Genomic DNA, 19,149 nt, shown 5'->3' with positions numbered 1-19,149 from the left:
AAACTGTTTTTCTAAGACGTGGCAGAAAGGACTGCCACACTGGCACACGCCATCTGGGCAATCTGGTCAGCCAGCGCGGCCACTTGGCGCTGGTAACTGTCCGTGCCATCGTGCTGCTGACGGCTTAAAGGAGAAAGCGGGCCAATCAACCCTTCCATGAAACCGCCCACAATGACGGTCGCCGCAATATCGGGCTGCACATCCTGGCGCATTTCCTGCGCGTCCTGGCCTGTGGAAACAATGGAGTGGATGACCTGGCTGATCGCGGCGCGGTACACCAGACGAGCCGCGTCGATTTCCTTGTCGCAAGGCTCGGCAATCAAGGCATAGGCCAAACGAGGATTACGCATGGCACGTTTCACAAAAGTGGAGACAGCGGCATGCAGGCGCAACATGGAAGAACCATCGGCCTGTGCAATGTCCGTGAGCACATCGACCTCGCGCTGGGACACCAGCGACAGGACTTGCGCGAACAGCTCGGCTTTGGAGGGGAAGTAACGATAGACCGTCCCCGTGGCAATACCGGCAGCGGCCGCCACACTGGCCACCTGCGCTTCCTGCCAGCCTCCTTCACTGACCAAAGCGCGAGCGGCTTCCAGGATACGGCTGCGATTGTCTTGCAGACGGGCTTGAACGGCGGGGGTTTGACGGTAGGCCATAAAGAAGTGAACCAAAATTCATTACATGAGTGAATCCTAGTTCATTTCTTTGTCATGGACAAGAATTTCTTTAATCAGGGGTGTAAATAGACTCGCCTACTGGCATTGCAGGCTGCTCGGGAGCATCTGTTATTTGAAACCCAGTCCCTAGAGCCTAGGGTTTGGCGTTTGGGCAGTGGAATTACTCATCGCTCTGCCCTTTCTTCCGCCTGTCCTCCCTTTATGCCCGACCCGCCTTAACACCAGGAGCACTGAAGAAACAAACCCAAGACCCCCAGCAGACCTCCGAAACACGCAGCATTATGTTGCCAAGGCCGGCGCACATGGAAGGATCAACACAATCAGTCGCCCCAATAAAACTGCCCCCAGTCACAGCGATGGCAAAGCCATCAATACTGTTTGCTGAGGGCAGTCTGAACGAGCTAGCGTGCAGGCATCAAGCCTATCAGGCCGACAGTTCCTTACGAACGATTTCAGCACCGGCGCTCAGGGCGTGCAACTTGCCGCGAGCCACGGCACGTGGCAAAGGTGCCATACCGCAGTTGGTGCAGGGGTACAGCTTGTCCGCGTCTACAAACTTCAGCGCCTTGCGCAGTGTATTGGCCACTTCGTCAGCGGTTTCGATCACGTTGGTGGCTACGTCAATGGCGCCAACCATCACTTTCTTGCCACGGATCAGTTCGATCAAATCCATAGGAACATGGGAGTTCTGGCATTCCAGGGAAATGATGTCGATCTTGGATTGCTGCAGCTTCGGGAAGGACTCTTCGTACTGACGCCATTCCGAACCCAGCGTCTTTTTCCAGTCCGTGTTGGCCTTGATGCCATAGCCGTAGCAGATGTGCACAGCGGTTTCGCACTTCAGACCTTCAATGGCTCGTTCCAGAGTCGCAATACCCCAGTCGTTCACTTCGTCAAAAAACACGTTGAAAGCGGGCTCGTCAAACTGGATGATATCCACGCCTGCAGCCTCCAGCTCTTTGGCTTCCTGGTTCAGGATCTTGGCAAATTCCCAAGCCAATTTTTCACGGCTCTTGTAGTGGTTGTCGTACAGCGTATCGATCATGGTCATGGGGCCAGGCAGCGCCCATTTGATCGGCTGCGAGGTTTGCTGACGCAAGAATTTGGCATCATCCACAAACACGGATTTGGGACGAGTCACGGCACCCACAACGGTAGGAACACTGGCGTCGTAACGGTCACGAATACGCACAGTCTCGCGCTTTTCGAAGTCCACACCTTCCAGATGTTCGATGAAGGTGGTGACGAAGTGCTGGCGGGTTTGTTCGCCGTCGCTAATCAGATCGATACCGGCGTGCAATTGTTCTTGCAGGGACAGACGCAGTGCATCCTTCTTGCCTTCGACCAAGTCCTCACCGTCCAGTCTCCAGGGCGACCACAACTTCTCGGGTTCAGCAAGCCAGGAGGGTTTGGGCAAACTGCCAGCGGTGGAGGTGGGTAGCAATTTTTTCATAATTAAATAACCTTGTTGTTTTTGATGAATCAAAGCGCGTAACTGGCTGCCCATTGATCAAGAATCACTTTGTATGGCTTGATAAAACTTTCTTCGGTAAACCGGCCCTGCTCAACCGCCAGACGACTACGTTCTTCGCGATCGTAGACAATTTGCGTGATCGAGTGATCGGCATTTTTCAGGCTGGGCTGATAGCGCATTCCTGCGGCCGAGTTGGCATTGTAAATCTCGGGGCGATAGATTTTCTGAAATGTTTCCATCGTGCTGATGGTACTGATCAATTCCAGATTCGTGTAGTCACTGAGCAAATCACCACGGAAGTAAAAAGCAAAGGGCGCAACGCTATTTGGGGGCATGAAATAGCGAACCCGCAGTCCCATTTTTGCGAAGTACTCATCCGTAGGCGAAAACTCATTTTGCTGATACTCAATGCCCAATACCGGATGCTGGTTCCCCGTACGGTGGTAGACCTTGCTGCTGGACACGCTCAGGCAAATCACGGGGGACTTGTTGAAGTTTTCTTGGTACAGCGCAGAATTCACGAAAGACTTAAACAGTTTGCCGTGCAAATCACCAAAGCCTTCCGGGGCGCTGAAGCCATTTTTGTTCTTGTTGTGCTCCTGCAGAACCACGCTGAAGTCGTAGTCACGCACATACGAAGAGAAGTTATTGCCGACAATCCCGTCGATACGCTTGTTTTCTTTGTGATCGACGATATTGGTTTTCAGGATTTCAATGGTAGGGAAAGTGGAACCATTACCTTCAACATCAATATCAACAGAGACAATATCTAGTTCGACCGAATAACGATCGCCATTAGGATTGTCCCAATGTGCCAGATTGTTGAAGCGATTATTAATCATCGCCAGGGTATTGCGCAAGTTTTGCTGACGGCTTTCACCACGGGCCAGGTTGGCAAAGTTGGTGGTGATGCGTGTGTTATTGGATGGACGGTAGTTTTCATCAAAACGAATGCTCTTGATGCTAAACGCGAATTCTTTATTCATTTTTTATGTATGCCCTGATTTCTGATTTCAATCTCGAATTTATTTTTAGTTAATACGTTGATGTATAAAAATAAATTCATCTTATTTATGTATGCCTTGCGCTGATTGTCTGGCCGACTGCTGGGGCCACACTGTTTGCCCTCTTCTTCCTGGTAGAACCAGAACACAGTGTTGAATCGCCTCCAAAAAAAGTCCCGGCTTTGGCCGGGACTCACCGCCAAAACGGTTCCCGACTCAATCAGGCACTTGCCCGCAAGACTTTGGCTGCCGCCACCATATTGGTCAAAGCCGGAATCACCTCAGCCCATTGACGTGTCTTCAGACCGCAGTCGGGGTTCACCCATAGACGCTCTGCTGGCACGCGCTCGGCGGCTTTCTTCATCAAATTCACAATGTGCTGCTCGGTTGGAATATTGGGCGAGTGAATGTCGTACACGCCGGGGCCGATCTCGTTGGGGTACTGGAAAGTCTCGAAGGCTTCCAGCAACTCCATGTCCGAACGGCTGGTTTCAATGGTGATCACGTCCGCATCCATATCCGCGATGGAGGAAATGATGTCGTTGAATTCCGAGTAGCACATATGTGTATGGATTTGCGTCTCGTCACCCACGCCGTTGGCGGCGATGCGAAAGCTCTCCACCGCCCAGTCCAGATAGCTTTGCCATTGGGATTTACGCAGTGGCAAGCCTTCACGCAAAGCAGCTTCGTCGATCTGGATCACATGCACACCGGCCTTTTCCAGATCCAGCACTTCTTCGCGAATGGCCAGCGCCAGTTGCAGGCAAGAAGCCGAACGAGGCTGATCATCACGCACAAAGGACCAATTCAAAATCGTCACGGGGCCGGTCAACATGCCCTTCATGGGTTTTTGAGTCAGCGACTGGGCGTAGGTAATCCATTCCACCGTCATAGCCTGAGGGCGGCTGATGTCGCCAAACAGGATGGGTGGTTTCACGCAGCGCGAACCGTAGGACTGCACCCAAGCAAACTGAGTGAATGCGTAACCGTCCAGTTGCTCACCAAAGTATTCGACCATGTCGTTGCGCTCGGCTTCGCCATGTACCAACACGTCCAGACCCAGTTTTTCCTGCTCACGCACGCTGCGCTCAATCTCGGCACGCATGGCGGCCTGGTAGCTGTTTTCGTCCAGACGACCCGCCTTGAACTCACTACGAGCACGACGGATTTCTACTGTTTGCGGGAAAGAACCAATCGTGGTGGTGGGGAATGCAGGCAACTTCAAGAACTCAGCTTGCTTGGAAGCGCGCTGTGCGTAAGCACTCTTGCGCTTGCCCAGCTCGGCCGAAATGCGAGCCACCGCCGCCTTCACTGCAGGATTGTTCACTCGAGGCGAGTTGCGACGGGCCGTCAACGCGGCCAGGTTCTCGGCCAGCTCCTCCTTGACAGCCTCACGGCCTTGGCTCAAGGCTTTGCCCAATACGCGCAGTTCGTCCAGCTTTTGCAAGGCAAAGGCCAACCAGGACCTCACATCGGCATCCAACTGTTGTTCGCTGTCCAGATCAACTGGCACATGCAGCAGCGAGCAGGAAGGAGCAATCCACAGACGATCGCCCAATTGCTTGGCGATAGGCTCAACCCAGTCCAGTACGGCGGTCAAATCTGTTTTCCAGATATTGCGACCATTGATCACGCCCAGAGACAAGACTTTCTCGTCACCCAAAAGCTTAAGCAATGCCTCCACGCCATCACGATCGTTGATGGCATCCACATGCAGACCGGCAACAGGCAAGCTGGCGGCCAAAGCAGCATTTTCCAGCAGCTGACCAAAGTACGTCGCTACCAGCAACTTCACGTCAGCAGACTTCAACTGCTGATAAGCGGTCTTGAACGCTTGCTGCCAATCGGCATCCAGCTCGGTAACCAGAACAGGCTCATCAATCTGCACCCACTCCACGCCTGCTTTGGCCAGCGTATCCAGCAATTGAACATACACAGGCAACAAGCGATCCAGCAGGGCCAGCTTGTTGGATTCATCCTTGGCCTTGCCCAGTGCCAGATAAGTCACGGGGCCAATAATCACAGGCTTGGCTTTCACGCCTTGAGCCTTGGCTTCAGCCAGTTGCTCCAGCAAACGCGAGGCATCCAGCTTGAACTGGGTATCAGCCGTAAATTCAGGGACGATGTAGTGATAGTTAGTGTCGAACCATTTGGTCATTTCACCAGCAGCCACACCACCGCAGCAGGCGCCGTGATCTTCCAGACCTTTGGCCGATCGACCCCGTGCTACGCGGAAGTAGTTATCCAGCTCGTCACCCTGAAAGCCCTGAACACGCTCAGGCAAGTTGCCCAGCAAGAAGCTGGCATCGAGCACCTGATCGTAAAAAGAGAAATCGCCCACGGGCACCAGATCCAGACCGGCCTGATTCTCCCAATGACGCTGGCGCAGTTGGGCACCCAGAGCCTTGAGTTCGTCACGCGAAGACTCGCCCTTCCAGTAGGACTCCAAGGCGAACTTCAGTTCCCGTTTGGCGCCAATGCGCGGAAAGCCAAGATTATGAATCGTCGTCATGTGCTGCTCTCAATAGGCCAGTGGATTAAAGAATGACTTGCATTGTAGGAAGCCCAATCAATGAAGTAAAATGGTCTTATCTCACCAACCCATGAATCTCATTCACGTATCATGTTAGAGCGCATCCATCTGGCCGTCGTCCAGCAAGTTGACAAGCAAGGCTCCCTGACCGCCGCCGCCGGCGTGCTGCACGTTACCCAATCCGCCCTTAGCCACACCATGCGAAAACTGGAGCAGCAACTGGGCACCGAAATCTGGCGCCGCGAAGGCCGCAACCTGCAATTGACGCAAGCTGGGCAGTATCTGCTGGCCGTTGCCAACCGCGTCCTGCCCCAGTTGGATCTGGCCGAAGAACGCCTGGGCCAGTTCGCCCAAGGCGAGCGAGGATCACTGCGTATCGGCATGGAGTGCCACCCCTGCTATCAATGGCTGCTGAAGATCGTCTCGCCGTATCTCAGCGCCTGGCCAGACGTGGATGTGGATGTGAAGCAGAAATTCCAGTTTGGCGGCATCGGCGCGCTGTTTGGCTATGAAATTGATCTGCTGGTCACCCCAGACCCGCTCTATAAACCCGGTTTGAAATTTGAGCCCGTGTTCGACTACGAGCAGGTACTGGTGGTCAATAAAGACCATGCCCTGGCGAACGTGGACTATGCCAAGCCCAAGGACCTGGACCGGGAGGTGCTGATCTCCTATCCGGTGGACATAGATCGGCTAGACATCTACAACCAGTTTCTGCTGCCCGCCGGCATCGCCCCCCGACGCCACAAAGCGATTGAGACAACAGACATCATGATGCAGATGGTAGCCAGTGGACGAGGGGTCGCAGCCCTACCCCGATGGTTGGTGCAGGAGTATGCAGAGAAACTGGATGTGGTGCCGGTAAAGCTGGGCAAGCACGGCATCGCCAAGCAAATTTTCCTGGGAATGAGGGAAACGGAAGCAGTGATTGATTATCTGCAGGCGTTTATGGATCTGGCTCGGGGGGCTGGGCCGGACGGCGTGCCAAGCAGTCCTAACGCCTAAGCTCAGGCAGTCAACGCTAAGGCATAAGATGGGCTGCCAATGAGCGGGGTGGCCTCGTTACAAGCCCTCGGCGGGATAATCCGATTGTCAGCGTCCAGGATATTAGGTTTCGTTTGGCAAGATTGAGGGCCTGACGTTGCCAAAGAACAATAGCGATCTGTCAGCTTGCTAGGATGAGGCATTCCGTGTCCTGCACACCCATTAACATGAAACCATCACTGCCGTTTTCAACGATCGTATGCGCCAACGCAATCAGGGAACTGGCTTTTCATCGTTAGCGAGATTCTTGCGAAAGAAAGCAAGCACTGTGCTATTGAGCTCCGTATGGAAGACCTGACGGTCAAACCCAGGGGGATCTGAACAAATTTCGGGGGCCCGCTTCGCCATTTCGGGAGTGCACGGCGCTAAGAAAGCAAAATGTTCGGCAGCAGCCACGGTATGAAACTCGACTCTCTCTGACAATGCGTGAGCGATGGCAGCAACGCTTTCGGGCGTTACGCCATCACCACCCTGCTCAGAGCGCCAGAGTTGCACGGGCACCTTCACATTTTTGAAACTCTCAACCGTGAAAAAATCGCTGAGCGGATCAGCGACCACGGCAGCCTTGATGCGCGGATCATGGGTAAGTGTCAGCAATTCCCCCTGTTTCGCCTGCTCGCAGGCCGGGTTGTCTTTGTGTTTGCATAACAACTCACCAAGTGGATTGGCACCGATGCTAACCAACCCGGTGTAGCCGCCACGTGAAAACCCAAAAAAACCGACACGCTGGGCATCAAGCTTGGAAGCATCGGGCCATGAGTCAAGCATGAAGTCAATCAAACGCCTGATATCAGTTGGCCTTTCGATCAACACAGACAGGTCTCCGTAACGCCTTGGATTCAGTGCATTGTCACCATGATTAATGGCTGCAACGACAAAACCCGCATTCGCCAAGGTCTCGGCGATGCCCCAATGACCAAGAAACGTGCCACCCCAACCGTGCGAGATCACCACGAGCGGAAGATGGCGACCGACGACTGGGCAATCCTTGGCAACGGACATGACGTAAGGACCAATCTTTACCTCCTCCAAGGGCTGCGAACATGGATACCAGACAGCACCTTTTAGTGCAGGACTATCCGATTCGGCCGGAATTTCAATACGATGAAAGCCAGCCGCATGGGCAACGATCGTCGTAAAGCTCAAAGCAGCAGCAAGAACAAGTTTTAGAGGATGCATTTATGTATTTTATTCTGAATATGAATCATCCTTAGCGCAAAACTGGACTTCGATTTTTATCTATTTGCTCATGATGTAGGCTGTTCACAGGGAGCTAAATAATTTCACTCTGTCTGAACGCAGCTCACCCCGCGACGATAGGTGCCTATACCCGGCCCACCTCGCTACGCAAAGCTCTTGGCATGGATCGCAGACCTCGATGTCGCACTACCCTATTACCATTTCCGACGCCAAACAGCCCGCCATTGGCATTGGGTGACAGAAACCCAAAGGAGGCCTTTCTTTGGCGAAAGTGACGCACAACAGTTCCTGAAGGGTAAGAACACGCCGAGTCAGAAATGCAGACAAGTGCTCACACCGAGCTGCCCACCGCCTGGGCGCCTTCGCGTAGCAATGAAATTGATAAGCAGCCAAAAGAAAAGACAGGCAAGACGGGGAGCTGCTTGAAAACAGAGAAACAGCAACACTTATGTTTGAAACTGACTCACTCTGCCGAGCAGCACCACTCCAAACACAAAAAAGCCCGCAATTACGCGGGCTTAGCGGCTTTTTATGCCTTCAGGCGCCTAGCCGTGCCAGACGCGGGATCATTCCCACTCAATCGTCGCTGGCGGCTTGCTGCTTACGTCGTAGGTCACACGATTAATGCCGCGTACTTCGTTGATGATACGGCCAGAGGTACGCTTGAGCAGCGAGTATGGCAGTTCAGCCCAGTCAGCCGTCATGAAGTCGGTTGTCTGTACTGCGCGCATGGCAACAACGTATTCGTAGGTACGGGCGTCGCCCATCACGCCTACGCTTTTCACGGGCAGGAAAACAGTGAAGGCCTGAGAAGTCAGGTCGTACCAGTTCTTGCCGGTTTCTTGGTCGACGGTGTTGCGCAACTCTTCGATGAAGATGGCATCAGCTTGGCGCAGCAGGTCTGCGTATTCGCGCTTGATTTCACCCAGGATACGGACACCCAAGCCTGGGCCTGGGAAGGGGTGACGGTAGACCATTGCGGGTGGCAGGCCCAGGGCTACGCCCAGTTTGCGCACTTCGTCTTTGAACAGTTCGCGCAGGGGCTCCAGCAACTTCAGGTTCAGCGTGTCTGGCAGGCCGCCCACGTTGTGGTGGGATTTGATGCCAGTGGCTTTACCGGATTTGGCAGCGGCAGATTCGATGACGTCCGGGTAGATTGTGCCTTGGGCCAACCAGCGGGCGTTGCTGAGTTTCGCGGCCTCTTCCTGGAAGATTTCCACAAATTCGCGGCCAATGATCTTGCGCTTGGCTTCTGGGTCGGTAACACCGGCCAGTTTGCCCAGGAAGCGGTCGGAAGCGTCGATATGGATGATTTTCAAACCCATATTGTCGGCGAAGGTGCTCATGACTTGCTGGGCTTCGTTCAGACGCAGCAGGCCGTGATCCACGAATACGCAGGTCAGCTTGTCGCCGATAGCCTGGTGGATCAAAGCGGCAGCAACGGAGGAATCCACACCACCGGACAGGGCCAAGATAACTTCTTCGTCGCCAACTTGTTCACGAATATTGGCAATAGCCTCTTGCACGTAGTCCGGCATGTTCCAGTCGCCCACGCAACCGCAGATGTCGCGCACAAAGCGTTGGAACAAGGCAGCACCTTGGACGGTATGGGTGACTTCGGGGTGGAACTGGACAGCATAAAAGCCGCGATCTTCATCGGCCATACCGGCGATGGGGCAGGTGGGCGTGGAAGCCATGAGTTTGAAGCCAGGGGGCAGCGCGGTGACCTTGTCACCGTGGCTCATCCAGACTTTAAGCATGCCGTGGCCTTCTGCCGTGGTGAAATCCTGGATACCGTCCAGCAGCTTGGTGTGGCCGTGAGCGCGGACTTCGGCGTAACCGAATTCACGCTTGTCCGAGCCTTCCGTAACGCCACCCAGTTGGCGGGCCATGGCTTGCATGCCATAGCAAATGCCCAGAACGGGTACGCCGGCATTAAAAGCAGCAGCGGGCACTTGAAGGGCGTCTTCGGCGTAGACAGAAGCGTGGCTGCCCGACAGAATGATCCCTTTCAGGCCTTCTTGGGAACGGATGAATTCATCGCTGACATCACCGGGGTGAATTTCACAGTAAGCACCGGCTTCGCGTACACGACGCGCAATAAGCTGGGTGACCTGGGAGCCGTAATCAAGAATCAGAATTCGCTGGTGCATGAAAGTATCGAGCCAATAATAAAGCGGTAAAGGATCTATTTTACGCTGTGTAGCGCCGCTTAGGGAGCCGCAGAAATACTCCAGGCTGAAATTGTCCTGCATCACTGGTATTCATGCGGCAAGGCAGCTACAGTACATGCAGCCATTTTGGGAGTTTCAGCATGTCTTCGAGTCGTACCCCTCATCCGAGCGAGCTCAATGAACACCATGAATCCCGACCTGCACAGGCCGGTCCACAGCAAAGCGGCGGCAGCTATATCCCTGTTCCCGGTCCCGCCAGCGATCGCTCGCACAGCTTTGCCTACGAATGCCAGGAAGATACCGACGAGGTATCCGACAGCCTGACGTTTGTGCTGGTTCACGGCGCCTGGCATGGTGGTTGGTGTTGGTCCCGACTGGCCTCACGGCTGCAGGCCAAAGGCCATAAAGTCTATACCCCTACGCTGACCGGCCTGGGCGAACGCAGCCACTTGCTCAACCCAAACATCACCCTGAATACCTTTGTGGACGATGTCGCTAATTTGATACGTTGGGAGGAACTGTCCAATGTCATTTTGGTGGGCCACAGTTTTGGTGGACTGGTGATTAGTGGTGTGGCCGATGTCATGCCCCGTTGCATACGCCATCTGATTTATCTGGATGCCTTTATCCTGCCCAATGGTACGAGCACGTTTGATACCCTACCTGAAAAAATGGTGGAAAACATGATCGCCTCGGCCGGTCAAAGCACAATCCCCGCCGTCCCTCCTCCTCCCCTTAGCGCGTTGGGCTTGCATGCTACAGAGGATTTGCACTTCGTTGGAAACCGCCTGACGCCGCAGCCGCTTAGCGTTTACAAATCGGCTTTGCTATTGCAGAACCCGGTTATCGGCAATTTCCGGCCCTGCTCCTATATTTCCTGCACGCAGCCGACTTTTCGCGGCGTAGACACGTCTCGCGAGTGGGCCCGCCAGCAGAAGGATTGGGAGTTCCGTGAATTGGAAAGCGGACATAGCGCGGCGATTACCCACCCGGATCTGCTGAGCCGCTTGCTGTTAGAGATTGCAGACTAGTCAGCCTGTGGGAAAACCTGGCCGCCAGGACAATAGAATTTGCGTGGAGCACTTTCTCATGTCGCCGGACAGCGGCGGCCCTCATGCACTCAATGGTATCGACCTGGAGCCAAGCCTCTGAATAACAAGCTTACGGCCCAACTTTTCAAACCCTACCATAAGCGCTATTCCCCAAAACGGCTTCTTCAATAAACTAAAAAACCTGAGTCCTTGCACTGGACTCAGGTTAAAACACATCATGACCAGAATCGGCTATTGAATCGATTCAATCCTTCTCCCACGCAGCGTCTGCGATATGGAAAAGCAATCAAAGCGAAAGAAGCTATTTCTTAGGCTTACTAGGTTTAAGGGCTGACGTATTTCCAGGGGTTTGTTTGTTGTCACGACGACGCTGATCGAGCTTACCCGTTGATTTGGCAACAGGTTTAGGGCCAGGCTTAAGTTCCATACATACTCTCCTTTACATATCTGAATGATGAGTAAAAACAGGAAAACAAGGAGCGAAGCTAGTCATGAAAATCGCGTTAATTGTGCAGGCCGCTAGATACATTACCCGCACGGTGCTCCACACGATAAGCCATGGTAATAGAATTTGACTGTTGTGCCAGCATCTCCAAACAGTTAGCTAGCCACCTTCACGCCCTGATCAAAAACAAGACCACCCTCTATCATCCGATCAGCCAAATTTGACATAAAAAAAACCGCCAACCCAAAGGCTGGCGGTTTCTGGCATGCAAGAGACTGGCTAAGATCAGTCCGCGCGGTAGTTCGGCGCTTCCTTGGTGATCTGCACATCATGCACGTGAGACTCACGTACGCCCGCAGCCGTAATTTCCACGAACTCAGCCTTGGTGTGCAATTCCTCAATGGATTTGCAACCGCAGTAGCCCATGGAAGCACGGATGCCGCCAATCAGTTGGTAAATAATGGCAATAACACTGCCCTTGTAAGGTACACGGCCTTCAATACCTTCTGGAACCAGCTTGTCAGCGTTGTTCGAAGGATCCTGGAAGTAGCGGTCAGCCGAACCATCGACCATGGCACCCAAGCTACCCATACCGCGGTAGGACTTGTACGAACGGCCCTGGAACAGCACCACTTCGCCGGGAGACTCTTCGGTACCGGCAAACATACCGCCCATCATGCAAGCGGATGCACCCGCGGCCAAAGCCTTGGACACATCACCGGAGAAGCGGATACCGCCGTCAGCAATCAAAGGTACGCCAGTACCTTCCAGTGCCTTGGCAACGTCAGCAATTGCTGTAATTTGAGGGACCCCCACACCGGCCACGATACGAGTCGTACAAATAGAGCCAGGACCGATACCGACCTTGACGCAATCTGCACCGGCCTCGACCAGAGCGCGAGCGGCATCAGCGGTAGCAATGTTGCCGCCAATAACCTGAATGCGAGGGAAATTCTTCTTGACCCAGCGAACGCGTTCGATAACACCACGGGAGTGACCGTGGGCAGTGTCCACCACCACCACGTCCACACCGGCTGCGGCCAGTTTCTCGACACGTTCTTCGGTACCGTCACCCACACCGACCGCAGCGCCAACGCGCAACTGACCGTGGCTGTCTTTGCTGGCCAGAGGGTGCTCGGTGTTTTTGACAATATCCTTAACCGTTGCCAGACCACGCAGCTGGAACTGATCGTTAACGATCAGCACGCGCTCCAGGCGGTGGCGGTGCATCAGGGCCTGCGCCTCGTCCAGCGTGGCGCCTTCGTGCATGGTGATCAAACGCTCTTGAGGCGTCATGACATCACGCAAAGGCAGATCCAGGCGGTCTTCAAAGCGCAGATCGCGGTTGGTAACAATACCTACCAACTTGCCGGCTTCCACCACAGGCAGACCGGAAATTCCGTGCTGACGTTGCAGATTGATGGCATCGCGCACCTTCATGGTGGGCGTGACAGTAACCGGGTCAATCACGATACCGAACTCGTGACGCTTCACACGTGCAACTTCACGTGCCTGGGCATCAGCCGTCAGGTTCTTATGGATGATCCCGATACCGCCTTCCTGTGCCATGGCAATAGCCAAGCGCGCTTCGGTTACCGTATCCATGGCAGCCGAAACCAGCGGAATATTCAGGGTGATGTCCCGCGTAAAGCGGGTGAGCAAGGATGTATCACGAGGCAGAACCTCGGAGTAAGCGGGAACCAACAACACATCGTCGAAGGTCAGTGCTTTCTTGATGAGACGCATGCTTTTATAACTCCGTCCAAAAATCGATTATACGCGTAAGCAATTACGCAATCCAGACCCGAGCGTTGCGAAACATCCGCATCCAGGGAGTAAATCCACCATTTGCCATCTGATCAGCCCCCTGATCGGCGGCGCCCCACTGCTCTGGCGTCCAGGACATCATGACGTTACGCGTCACGCGTTCCGGGTGAGGCATCATGATGGTAAAGCGGCCATCTGCCGTGGTGACACCCGTCAAACCGTAAGGGCTGCCGTTGGGGTTCAGTGGGTATTGCTCGGTGTGTTGACCACGGTGATCCACAAAGTGAACCGCAGCGGCGACCTTGGAGACATCGCCTTGACGCTGGAAGTTGGCAAAGCCTTCACCGTGAGCAACAGCCACGGGCAGGCGCGTACCTTCCATGCCCTTGAAGAACAAGGATGGCGAAGCAGCGATTTCCACACTGGAGAACCGAGCCTCATACTTTTCCGACTGGTTACGGGTAAAGCGTGGCCAGAACTCCGCACCTGGAATCATGGGAGCCAAGGCAGCCATCATCTGGCAACCATTACAAATACCCAGACCGAAGGTGTCGCTGCGACCGAAGAAGGCTGCAAACTGGTCGGACAATTGATTGTTGAAACGAATGGTCTTGGCCCAGCCTTCACCCGCGCCCAGAACGTCGCCGTAGCTGAAACCACCCACAGCCACCATGCCCTGCATGCCTTCCAGCGATGCGCGACCCGACAGCAAGTCGGTCATGTGTACGTCCACAGCCTCGAAACCGGCGGTGTCAAATGCCCAGGCCATTTCGACTTGGCTATTGCACCCCTGTTCGCGCAAGATTGCCACGCGGGGGCGCTTGCCGGTAGCGATGAAAGGAGCAGCAATATCTTCCTGCGGGTTGAACAGGACGCGCGGCGTAATACCGGGGTCTTGCACGTCTTCCCAGCGATCAAATTCAGCCTGTGCGCAAGCGGGGTTATCGCGGCGCTCCATGATGCGGCGGCTAACTTCACTCCACTGTTGCGCCAGTTCCACACGAGGGGCCTGGTAAATGCAAGCGCCATCACGGTAGAACTCGACCTGATCGGTCTTGTTCAAGCCACCAATCACGTGGGAGTGGGCCGACAAGCCCGCTTCACGCAGGGTTTGCATGACCTGATCACGCTGGGCCAACGGCACCTGAATAACCGCACCCGCTTCTTCATTGAACAAAGCACGCAAGGTGATTTCATCACGCTGTACGGAAACCTGTTCGGCGCGAATCTTGTAATCACCCCAATCGGCAGCATGCGGATCGATGGTCAGCATATCCAGGTTCACGGACACGCCTGTGTGACCGGCAAAGGCCATTTCGGCCACAGTCGCGGCCAAACCCCCGTCGGAACGGTCGTGGTAGGCCAGAATCAGATCCTGATCGGCCAATTGGCGAATCACCTTTACAAACGCCAGCATGGCTTGGGCATCCTGCATATCCGGTACGGACTGGCCAACCTGATTGAAGGCATGAGCCAATACGGAGGCGCCCATGCGCTGCTTGCCCTGCCCCAAGTCGATCAAGACCAGCGCGGTGTCGCCCACATTGGTCTGCAGTTGAGGGGTCAGTGTGCGACGCACATCGGCCACTTGGGCAAAAGCGGTCACAACCAGGGAAACGGGCGAGATCACCTGACGGGATTCACCGTCTTGTTCCCAACTGGTACGCATGGACAAGGAGTCCTTGCCCACCGGAATGGACAGACCCAGGCTCTGGCACCACTGGCTGACAGCCTGAACGGTGTCGAACAAGGCAGCGTCCTGGCCATCTACACCGCAAGCGGCCATCCAGTTGGCGGACAATTTGACGTCTTTCAGGTCACGCACATCGCTGGCGACCAAGTTAGTCAGGGCTTCAGCCACAGCCATACGGCCCGAGGCAGCAGCGTCGATCATAGCGCTAGGGCTACGCTCGCCCATGGACATGGCTTCGCCACGCACGCCTTCAAAATCGGCCAGCGTCACAGCACAATCGGCCACAGGCACTTGCCAAGGGCCAACCATCTGATCGCGGCTGCACAGGCCACCCACACTGCGGTCGCCAATGCTGATCAGGAAAGTCTTGTTGGCCACGGTGGGGTGGCGCAGCACCCGGTGCATGGCTTCAGTCAAGGGAATAACGGTCAAGTCCAACTGTTCGGCCACGCCGTCCAGACGCTTGACGTCACGCTCCATGCGCGGGGCTTTACCCAGAATCACATCCATAGGCACGTCAACAGGACGCTCCTCGATGCTTTTGGGAGTGTGCACGTCGTCCACACCCGGCAGGCCCTCGCCGAAAGTTACGCGCAATTGACGCTCTTCGGTTGCCACGCCCACCACAGCAAAGGGACACCGCTCACGCTGAGCGATACGCTCGAAGCGCGACAAGTCCTTGGGCAGAATGGCCAGGACGTAACGCTCCTGGGATTCGTTGGACCAGATTTCAGCAGGCGACAGACCCGACTCTTCCAACGGAACGCGAGTCAATTCAAAAATGGCGCCACGCTCGGCATCGTTCACCAGTTCAGGGAATGCGTTGGACAGACCACCCGCCCCCACGTCGTGGATGGCAATAATGGGGTTGTTCTGGCCTTGCTGCCAGCAGCGGTCGATCACTTCCTGAGCACGGCGTTCCATTTCCGGGTTGCCACGCTGCACGGAGTCAAAATCCAGTTCGGCACGGTTCGCCCCCACACCCATACTGGAAGCAGCACCGCCACCCATACCAATACGCATACCGGGGCCACCAAGCTGAATCAGCAAGGCGCCCACGGGTAGCGGGTCTTTGTGAGTCAGGCGATCGTCAATCGAGCCCAGACCACCGGCAATCATGATGGGCTTGTGGTAACCCCAGCGCTGATCGCCTGCCGTTTGTTCAAAGGTACGGAAGTAGCCCAAGAGGTTGGGACGACCAAATTCGTTATTGAAGGCAGCACCACCAATCGGGCCTTCAATCATGATGTCCAGCGGGCTGGCGATACGGTCAGGAATGCCATGGGAGTCTTTTTCCCAAGGTTCCATTTGCTCAGGGAAACACAGATTGGACACGGTAAAGCCAGTCAAACCCGCTTTGGGCTTGGAACCACGACCGGTTGCGCCTTCGTCCCGAATTTCGCCACCGGCACCGGTAGACGCACCAGGGAATGGAGCAATTGCGGTGGGGTGATTGTGGGTTTCCACCTTCATCAAGGTATGCACCAGCGCGTCATGGCGCTGATACACGGGCTCGTTGGCCTGATCGTTGATACCAGCGTGGAACAAGGTGGCAGGGCCACCCGTCATGATGGCAGCGTTATCCGCATAGGCCACCACGGTGTTTTCAGGCTGAGCGGCGTGAGTTTCGCGGATCATGCCAAACAAGGTCTTGCCCTGGTTTTGACCGTCAATTACCCACTGCGCGTTAAAAATCTTGTGACGGCAGTGTTCGCTATTGGCTTGTGCGAACATCATCAGCTCCACATCGTGCGGGTTACGACCCAGACGTGTGAAGGCATCCATCAGGTATTCAATTTCGTCCTCGGACAGCGCCAGGCCCATTTCCTCGTTGGCCTGCTTCAAGGTTGCCACGCCACCGCCCAGCACATCTACGGTCTGAATAGGTTTGCCTTCCAACTGCGTGAACAGGTCCTGACCGTCAAAATCCAGGCCCACTACCGTCTCGGTCATGCGATCGTGCAGCAAGGCAGCCAGTTGCTCCAGTTGCGCCTGATCCAGCTCTTTAGCGCCTAACAAGCCACGCTTGGGAGTAATGATGTAGCGCACGCCACGCTCGATACGGCGTACCGCTTGCAAGCCACAGTTATGGGCGATGTCAGTCGCTTTACTGGCCCAGGGCGAGACGGTCCCCAAACGAGGAACGACTCGCAGAACCAGGGCGCCTTTAGGCGGCTCAGGGTCCAGCGCAGGCAGACCATCGTCCAGCAGATCGCTCAGGTGCTGGCGCGCACTGGCATCCAGACCGGACTCTTCAGTCCAGACATAGTATTCGTGCAAGGCAAGAATGTCGGCAACAGGCAGTTGGCGCTGCTCGACACGCTCTAGCAAACGCTCACGACGAAATGCGGAGAGCACGGACGAACCGGGGAAGTACAGGATTTGGCTCACGATACGGGAGGGGCAAAAAAGGTGGGAGAAATAGAAAACACGCCATTTTAACCGGAAGCGACACAAGAGGTCACATCGGCAAATGGCGTGCAGAAAAAGGGAAGATTCAGTTCAAACAAAGGTGACACGACCCGGGCTGAAGACACAGCGCACCCGACAAGCTCGACAAGACGTCTTGAGGGGCCGGAGCGATTGGCGCCCCGTAATCTCCAATACGGACCCGGTACGGCGTTCAAATCGGGCTGTCTCCATCCAGATCAGGGGCTGGCGCAGGCTCGGGATAGGACACTTCCAGAATATCCAGCTCTTCCTTGCCAGCCGGGGTGCGCAGCACCACGGTGTCGCCTTCACGCGCTTTGATCAGAGCGCGGGCCACCGGAGAAATCCAACTGATGCGGCCTTGCAGCGGCTCGGCCTCGTCCACCCCCACAATGGTGATGGTGAACTCTTCGCCCTGACTATCGCTATAAACAACCGTCGCGCCAAAAAACACCTGATCAGGATTGGGCTGCAAGCCGGGATCGACCACCTCGGCAATTTCCAGACGCTTGGTCAAGAAACGGATACGGCGGTCAATTTCCCGCAGGCGCTTTTTGCCGTACAGGTAATCGCCGTTTTCGGAACGGTCACCGTTGGAGGCAGCCCACGAGACAATCTGCACCACTTCGGGACGTTCTTTGTTCATTAAATGCGTCAGTTCGCCACGCAAGCGGCGGTAGCCCAAGACTGTCATGTAATTCTTGGTGCCACTGGGCAACGCACTGGCCGGGGAGTCCAGATCGTCGTCATCGTCCTGATCGGACTCTTTCACAAAGGCTTTATTCATCGCTTTCAAGGCTCCTGCTAGAGCCACTCCTGCCAAACGGGTTTCAACCCCGAGGGCAAAGGTGGTAGACCGCCTAAATCCACACGCCCTTCGTTGGGGCCATGAAAATCCGACCCACAGGACACTTCAAAACCATAGCGACGTGCTACCTGGGTATACACGCTGTATTCCTGCGGTGTGTGGCTGCCCGTCAGCACCTCAATACCCACGCCGCCCAGTTCTAGAAACTGGGCATATAAGGCATGACTGCGGGTATCGTCCAATTCATACCGTGCGGGGTGAGCAATAATGGCCTTGCCGCCAGACTCGCGTATCCAGCCCACCGCCTCTTCCAGCCTGGCCCAGACCGTTTCTACTGCGGCGGGCTTGCCATCTGCCAGATAGCGGCGAAAGGCTTCATTCATATCAGCGCAATATCCTTTCTGCACCAGGAAACGGGCAAAGTGCGTACGGCTGATCAATTCAGGGTTGGCCGCAAATGGGACGGCCCCTTCATAGGCATCGGGGAAGCCCAGATTTGCCAGGCGCTCACCCATTTGACGCGCGCGCTGTCCACGGCCAGCACGCACATCATGCAGCGCCTGCTGTAAGGCAGAATGATCGGGGTCCACCCCCAAACCCACAATATGAATGGTCTTATTTGCCCAAGTGACGGAGATTTCCACCCCATCCACAAAACACATGCCCAGCTCCTCGGCATAGTGCCGGGCCAGTTTCAAGCCACCGATTTCGTCATGATCCGTCAGGGCCCACAGTTTCACACCGTTAGCATGCGCACGCGCGGCTAGCTCCGCCGGGCTGAGCACACCATCTGAATAAATGGAATGGCAATGCAAATCAACGGGCAAGCGGGCCTGAACACTCAT

General features: G+C 55.2%; 12 protein-coding genes. 2 read left to right on the top strand and 10 right to left on the bottom strand.

The window, feature by feature from the left end; translation table 11 throughout:
• Nucleotides 1-11: 11 nt before the first annotated feature.
• The 4 genes from AB7E06_RS10795 to metE form a co-directional block, all read right to left on the bottom strand.
• Entirely contained in the window at nt 12-659 is a 648-nt protein-coding gene (locus AB7E06_RS10795) for a TetR/AcrR family transcriptional regulator (RefSeq protein WP_094196455.1), read from the bottom strand.
• 445 nt (nt 660-1,104) lie between these two features.
• Nucleotides 1,105-2,133 carry a methionine synthase gene (locus tag AB7E06_RS10790; RefSeq protein WP_108728699.1) on the bottom strand — a complete coding sequence of 343 codons (1,029 nt, stop codon included), beginning with the start codon at nt 2,131-2,133 and terminating at the stop codon, nt 1,105-1,107.
• Between the two features lie 29 nt (nt 2,134-2,162).
• Nucleotides 2,163-3,140 carry a DUF1852 domain-containing protein gene (locus tag AB7E06_RS10785; RefSeq protein WP_321278335.1) on the bottom strand — a complete coding sequence of 326 codons (978 nt, stop codon included), beginning with the start codon at nt 3,138-3,140 and terminating at the stop codon, nt 2,163-2,165.
• Nucleotides 3,141-3,378: 238 nt separating this feature from the next.
• Entirely contained in the window at nt 3,379-5,670 is a 2,292-nt protein-coding gene (gene metE / locus AB7E06_RS10780; protein ID WP_321352427.1) for a 5-methyltetrahydropteroyltriglutamate--homocysteine S-methyltransferase, read from the bottom strand.
• Nucleotides 5,671-5,781: 111 nt separating this feature from the next.
• Here metE and AB7E06_RS10775 point away from each other — a divergent pair, with 111 nt between their 5' ends.
• Nucleotides 5,782-6,696 (top strand): LysR family transcriptional regulator, encoded by a 915-nt coding sequence (locus AB7E06_RS10775; protein ID WP_108727343.1) that lies wholly within the window; start codon nt 5,782-5,784, stop codon nt 6,694-6,696.
• A gap of 252 nt (nt 6,697-6,948) precedes the next feature.
• Here the strand turns inward: AB7E06_RS10775 and AB7E06_RS10770 are convergent, their stop codons facing one another.
• Both AB7E06_RS10770 and guaA read right to left on the bottom strand, forming a co-directional pair.
• Entirely contained in the window at nt 6,949-7,914 is a 966-nt protein-coding gene (locus AB7E06_RS10770; protein WP_427956909.1) for an alpha/beta hydrolase family protein, read from the bottom strand.
• Between the two features lie 587 nt (nt 7,915-8,501).
• Nucleotides 8,502-10,088 carry a glutamine-hydrolyzing GMP synthase gene (gene guaA, locus AB7E06_RS10765; RefSeq protein WP_094198327.1) on the bottom strand — a complete coding sequence of 529 codons (1,587 nt, stop codon included), beginning with the start codon at nt 10,086-10,088 and terminating at the stop codon, nt 8,502-8,504.
• Between the two features lie 161 nt (nt 10,089-10,249).
• On the opposite strand from guaA, the gene AB7E06_RS10760 reads away from it, so the two are divergent.
• Nucleotides 10,250-11,140: an alpha/beta fold hydrolase gene (locus AB7E06_RS10760; RefSeq protein ID WP_395029878.1), complete on the top strand. Its 891-nt coding sequence runs from the start codon at nt 10,250-10,252 to the stop codon at nt 11,138-11,140.
• Between the two features lie 751 nt (nt 11,141-11,891).
• On the opposite strand, the gene guaB is transcribed toward AB7E06_RS10760, so the two are convergent.
• The 4 genes from guaB to AB7E06_RS10740 all read right to left on the bottom strand — a co-directional run bounded on the left by guaB (nt 11,892) and on the right by AB7E06_RS10740 (nt 19,149).
• Nucleotides 11,892-13,352: an IMP dehydrogenase gene (guaB, locus tag AB7E06_RS10755; RefSeq protein ID WP_094196447.1), complete on the bottom strand. Its 1,461-nt coding sequence runs from the start codon at nt 13,350-13,352 to the stop codon at nt 11,892-11,894.
• Between the two features lie 43 nt (nt 13,353-13,395).
• Complete coding sequence (gene purL / locus AB7E06_RS10750; RefSeq protein WP_125278091.1) at nt 13,396-17,457, bottom strand: phosphoribosylformylglycinamidine synthase; 4,062 nt, start codon at nt 17,455-17,457, stop codon at nt 13,396-13,398.
• A 232-nt stretch (nt 17,458-17,689) separates the two neighbouring features.
• On the bottom strand, nt 17,690-18,283 hold the full coding sequence (gene greB / locus AB7E06_RS10745; protein ID WP_094196445.1) for a transcription elongation factor GreB: 594 nt from the start codon (nt 18,281-18,283) through the stop codon (nt 17,690-17,692).
• A 17-nt stretch (nt 18,284-18,300) separates the two neighbouring features.
• Complete coding sequence (locus tag AB7E06_RS10740) at nt 18,301-19,149, bottom strand: PHP domain-containing protein (protein WP_094196444.1); 849 nt, start codon at nt 19,147-19,149, stop codon at nt 18,301-18,303.

It is taken from the genome of Alcaligenes sp. (genome assembly GCF_050255915.1).
Taxonomy (GTDB): domain Bacteria; phylum Pseudomonadota; class Gammaproteobacteria; order Burkholderiales; family Burkholderiaceae_B; genus Alcaligenes; species Alcaligenes aquatilis.
Note: the sequence above shows the minus strand (reverse complement) of the source record. Positions and strands in the feature narration are given on the sequence as shown.

Bases quoted from the DNA above. Each gene is read 5' to 3' on its own strand.
- AB7E06_RS10740 (WP_094196444.1), bottom strand. From the start codon at position 19,149: ATGAGTGTTCAGGCCCGCTTGCCCGTTGATTTGCATTGCCATTCCATT.
- AB7E06_RS10775 (WP_108727343.1), top strand. From the start codon at position 5,782: ATGTTAGAGCGCATCCATCTGGCCGTCGTCCAGCAAGTTGACAAGCAA.
- greB (WP_094196445.1), bottom strand. From the start codon at position 18,283: ATGAATAAAGCCTTTGTGAAAGAGTCCGATCAGGACGATGACGACGAT.
- metE (WP_321352427.1), bottom strand. From the start codon at position 5,670: ATGACGACGATTCATAATCTTGGCTTTCCGCGCATTGGCGCCAAACGG.
- AB7E06_RS10790 (WP_108728699.1), bottom strand. From the start codon at position 2,133: ATGAAAAAATTGCTACCCACCTCCACCGCTGGCAGTTTGCCCAAACCC.
- guaB (WP_094196447.1), bottom strand. From the start codon at position 13,352: ATGCGTCTCATCAAGAAAGCACTGACCTTCGACGATGTGTTGTTGGTT.
- guaA (WP_094198327.1), bottom strand. From the start codon at position 10,088: ATGCACCAGCGAATTCTGATTCTTGATTACGGCTCCCAGGTCACCCAG.
- AB7E06_RS10795 (WP_094196455.1), bottom strand. From the start codon at position 659: ATGGCCTACCGTCAAACCCCCGCCGTTCAAGCCCGTCTGCAAGACAAT.
- AB7E06_RS10785 (WP_321278335.1), bottom strand. From the start codon at position 3,140: ATGAATAAAGAATTCGCGTTTAGCATCAAGAGCATTCGTTTTGATGAA.
- AB7E06_RS10760 (WP_395029878.1), top strand. From the start codon at position 10,250: ATGTCTTCGAGTCGTACCCCTCATCCGAGCGAGCTCAATGAACACCAT.
- AB7E06_RS10770 (WP_427956909.1), bottom strand. From the start codon at position 7,914: ATGCATCCTCTAAAACTTGTTCTTGCTGCTGCTTTGAGCTTTACGACG.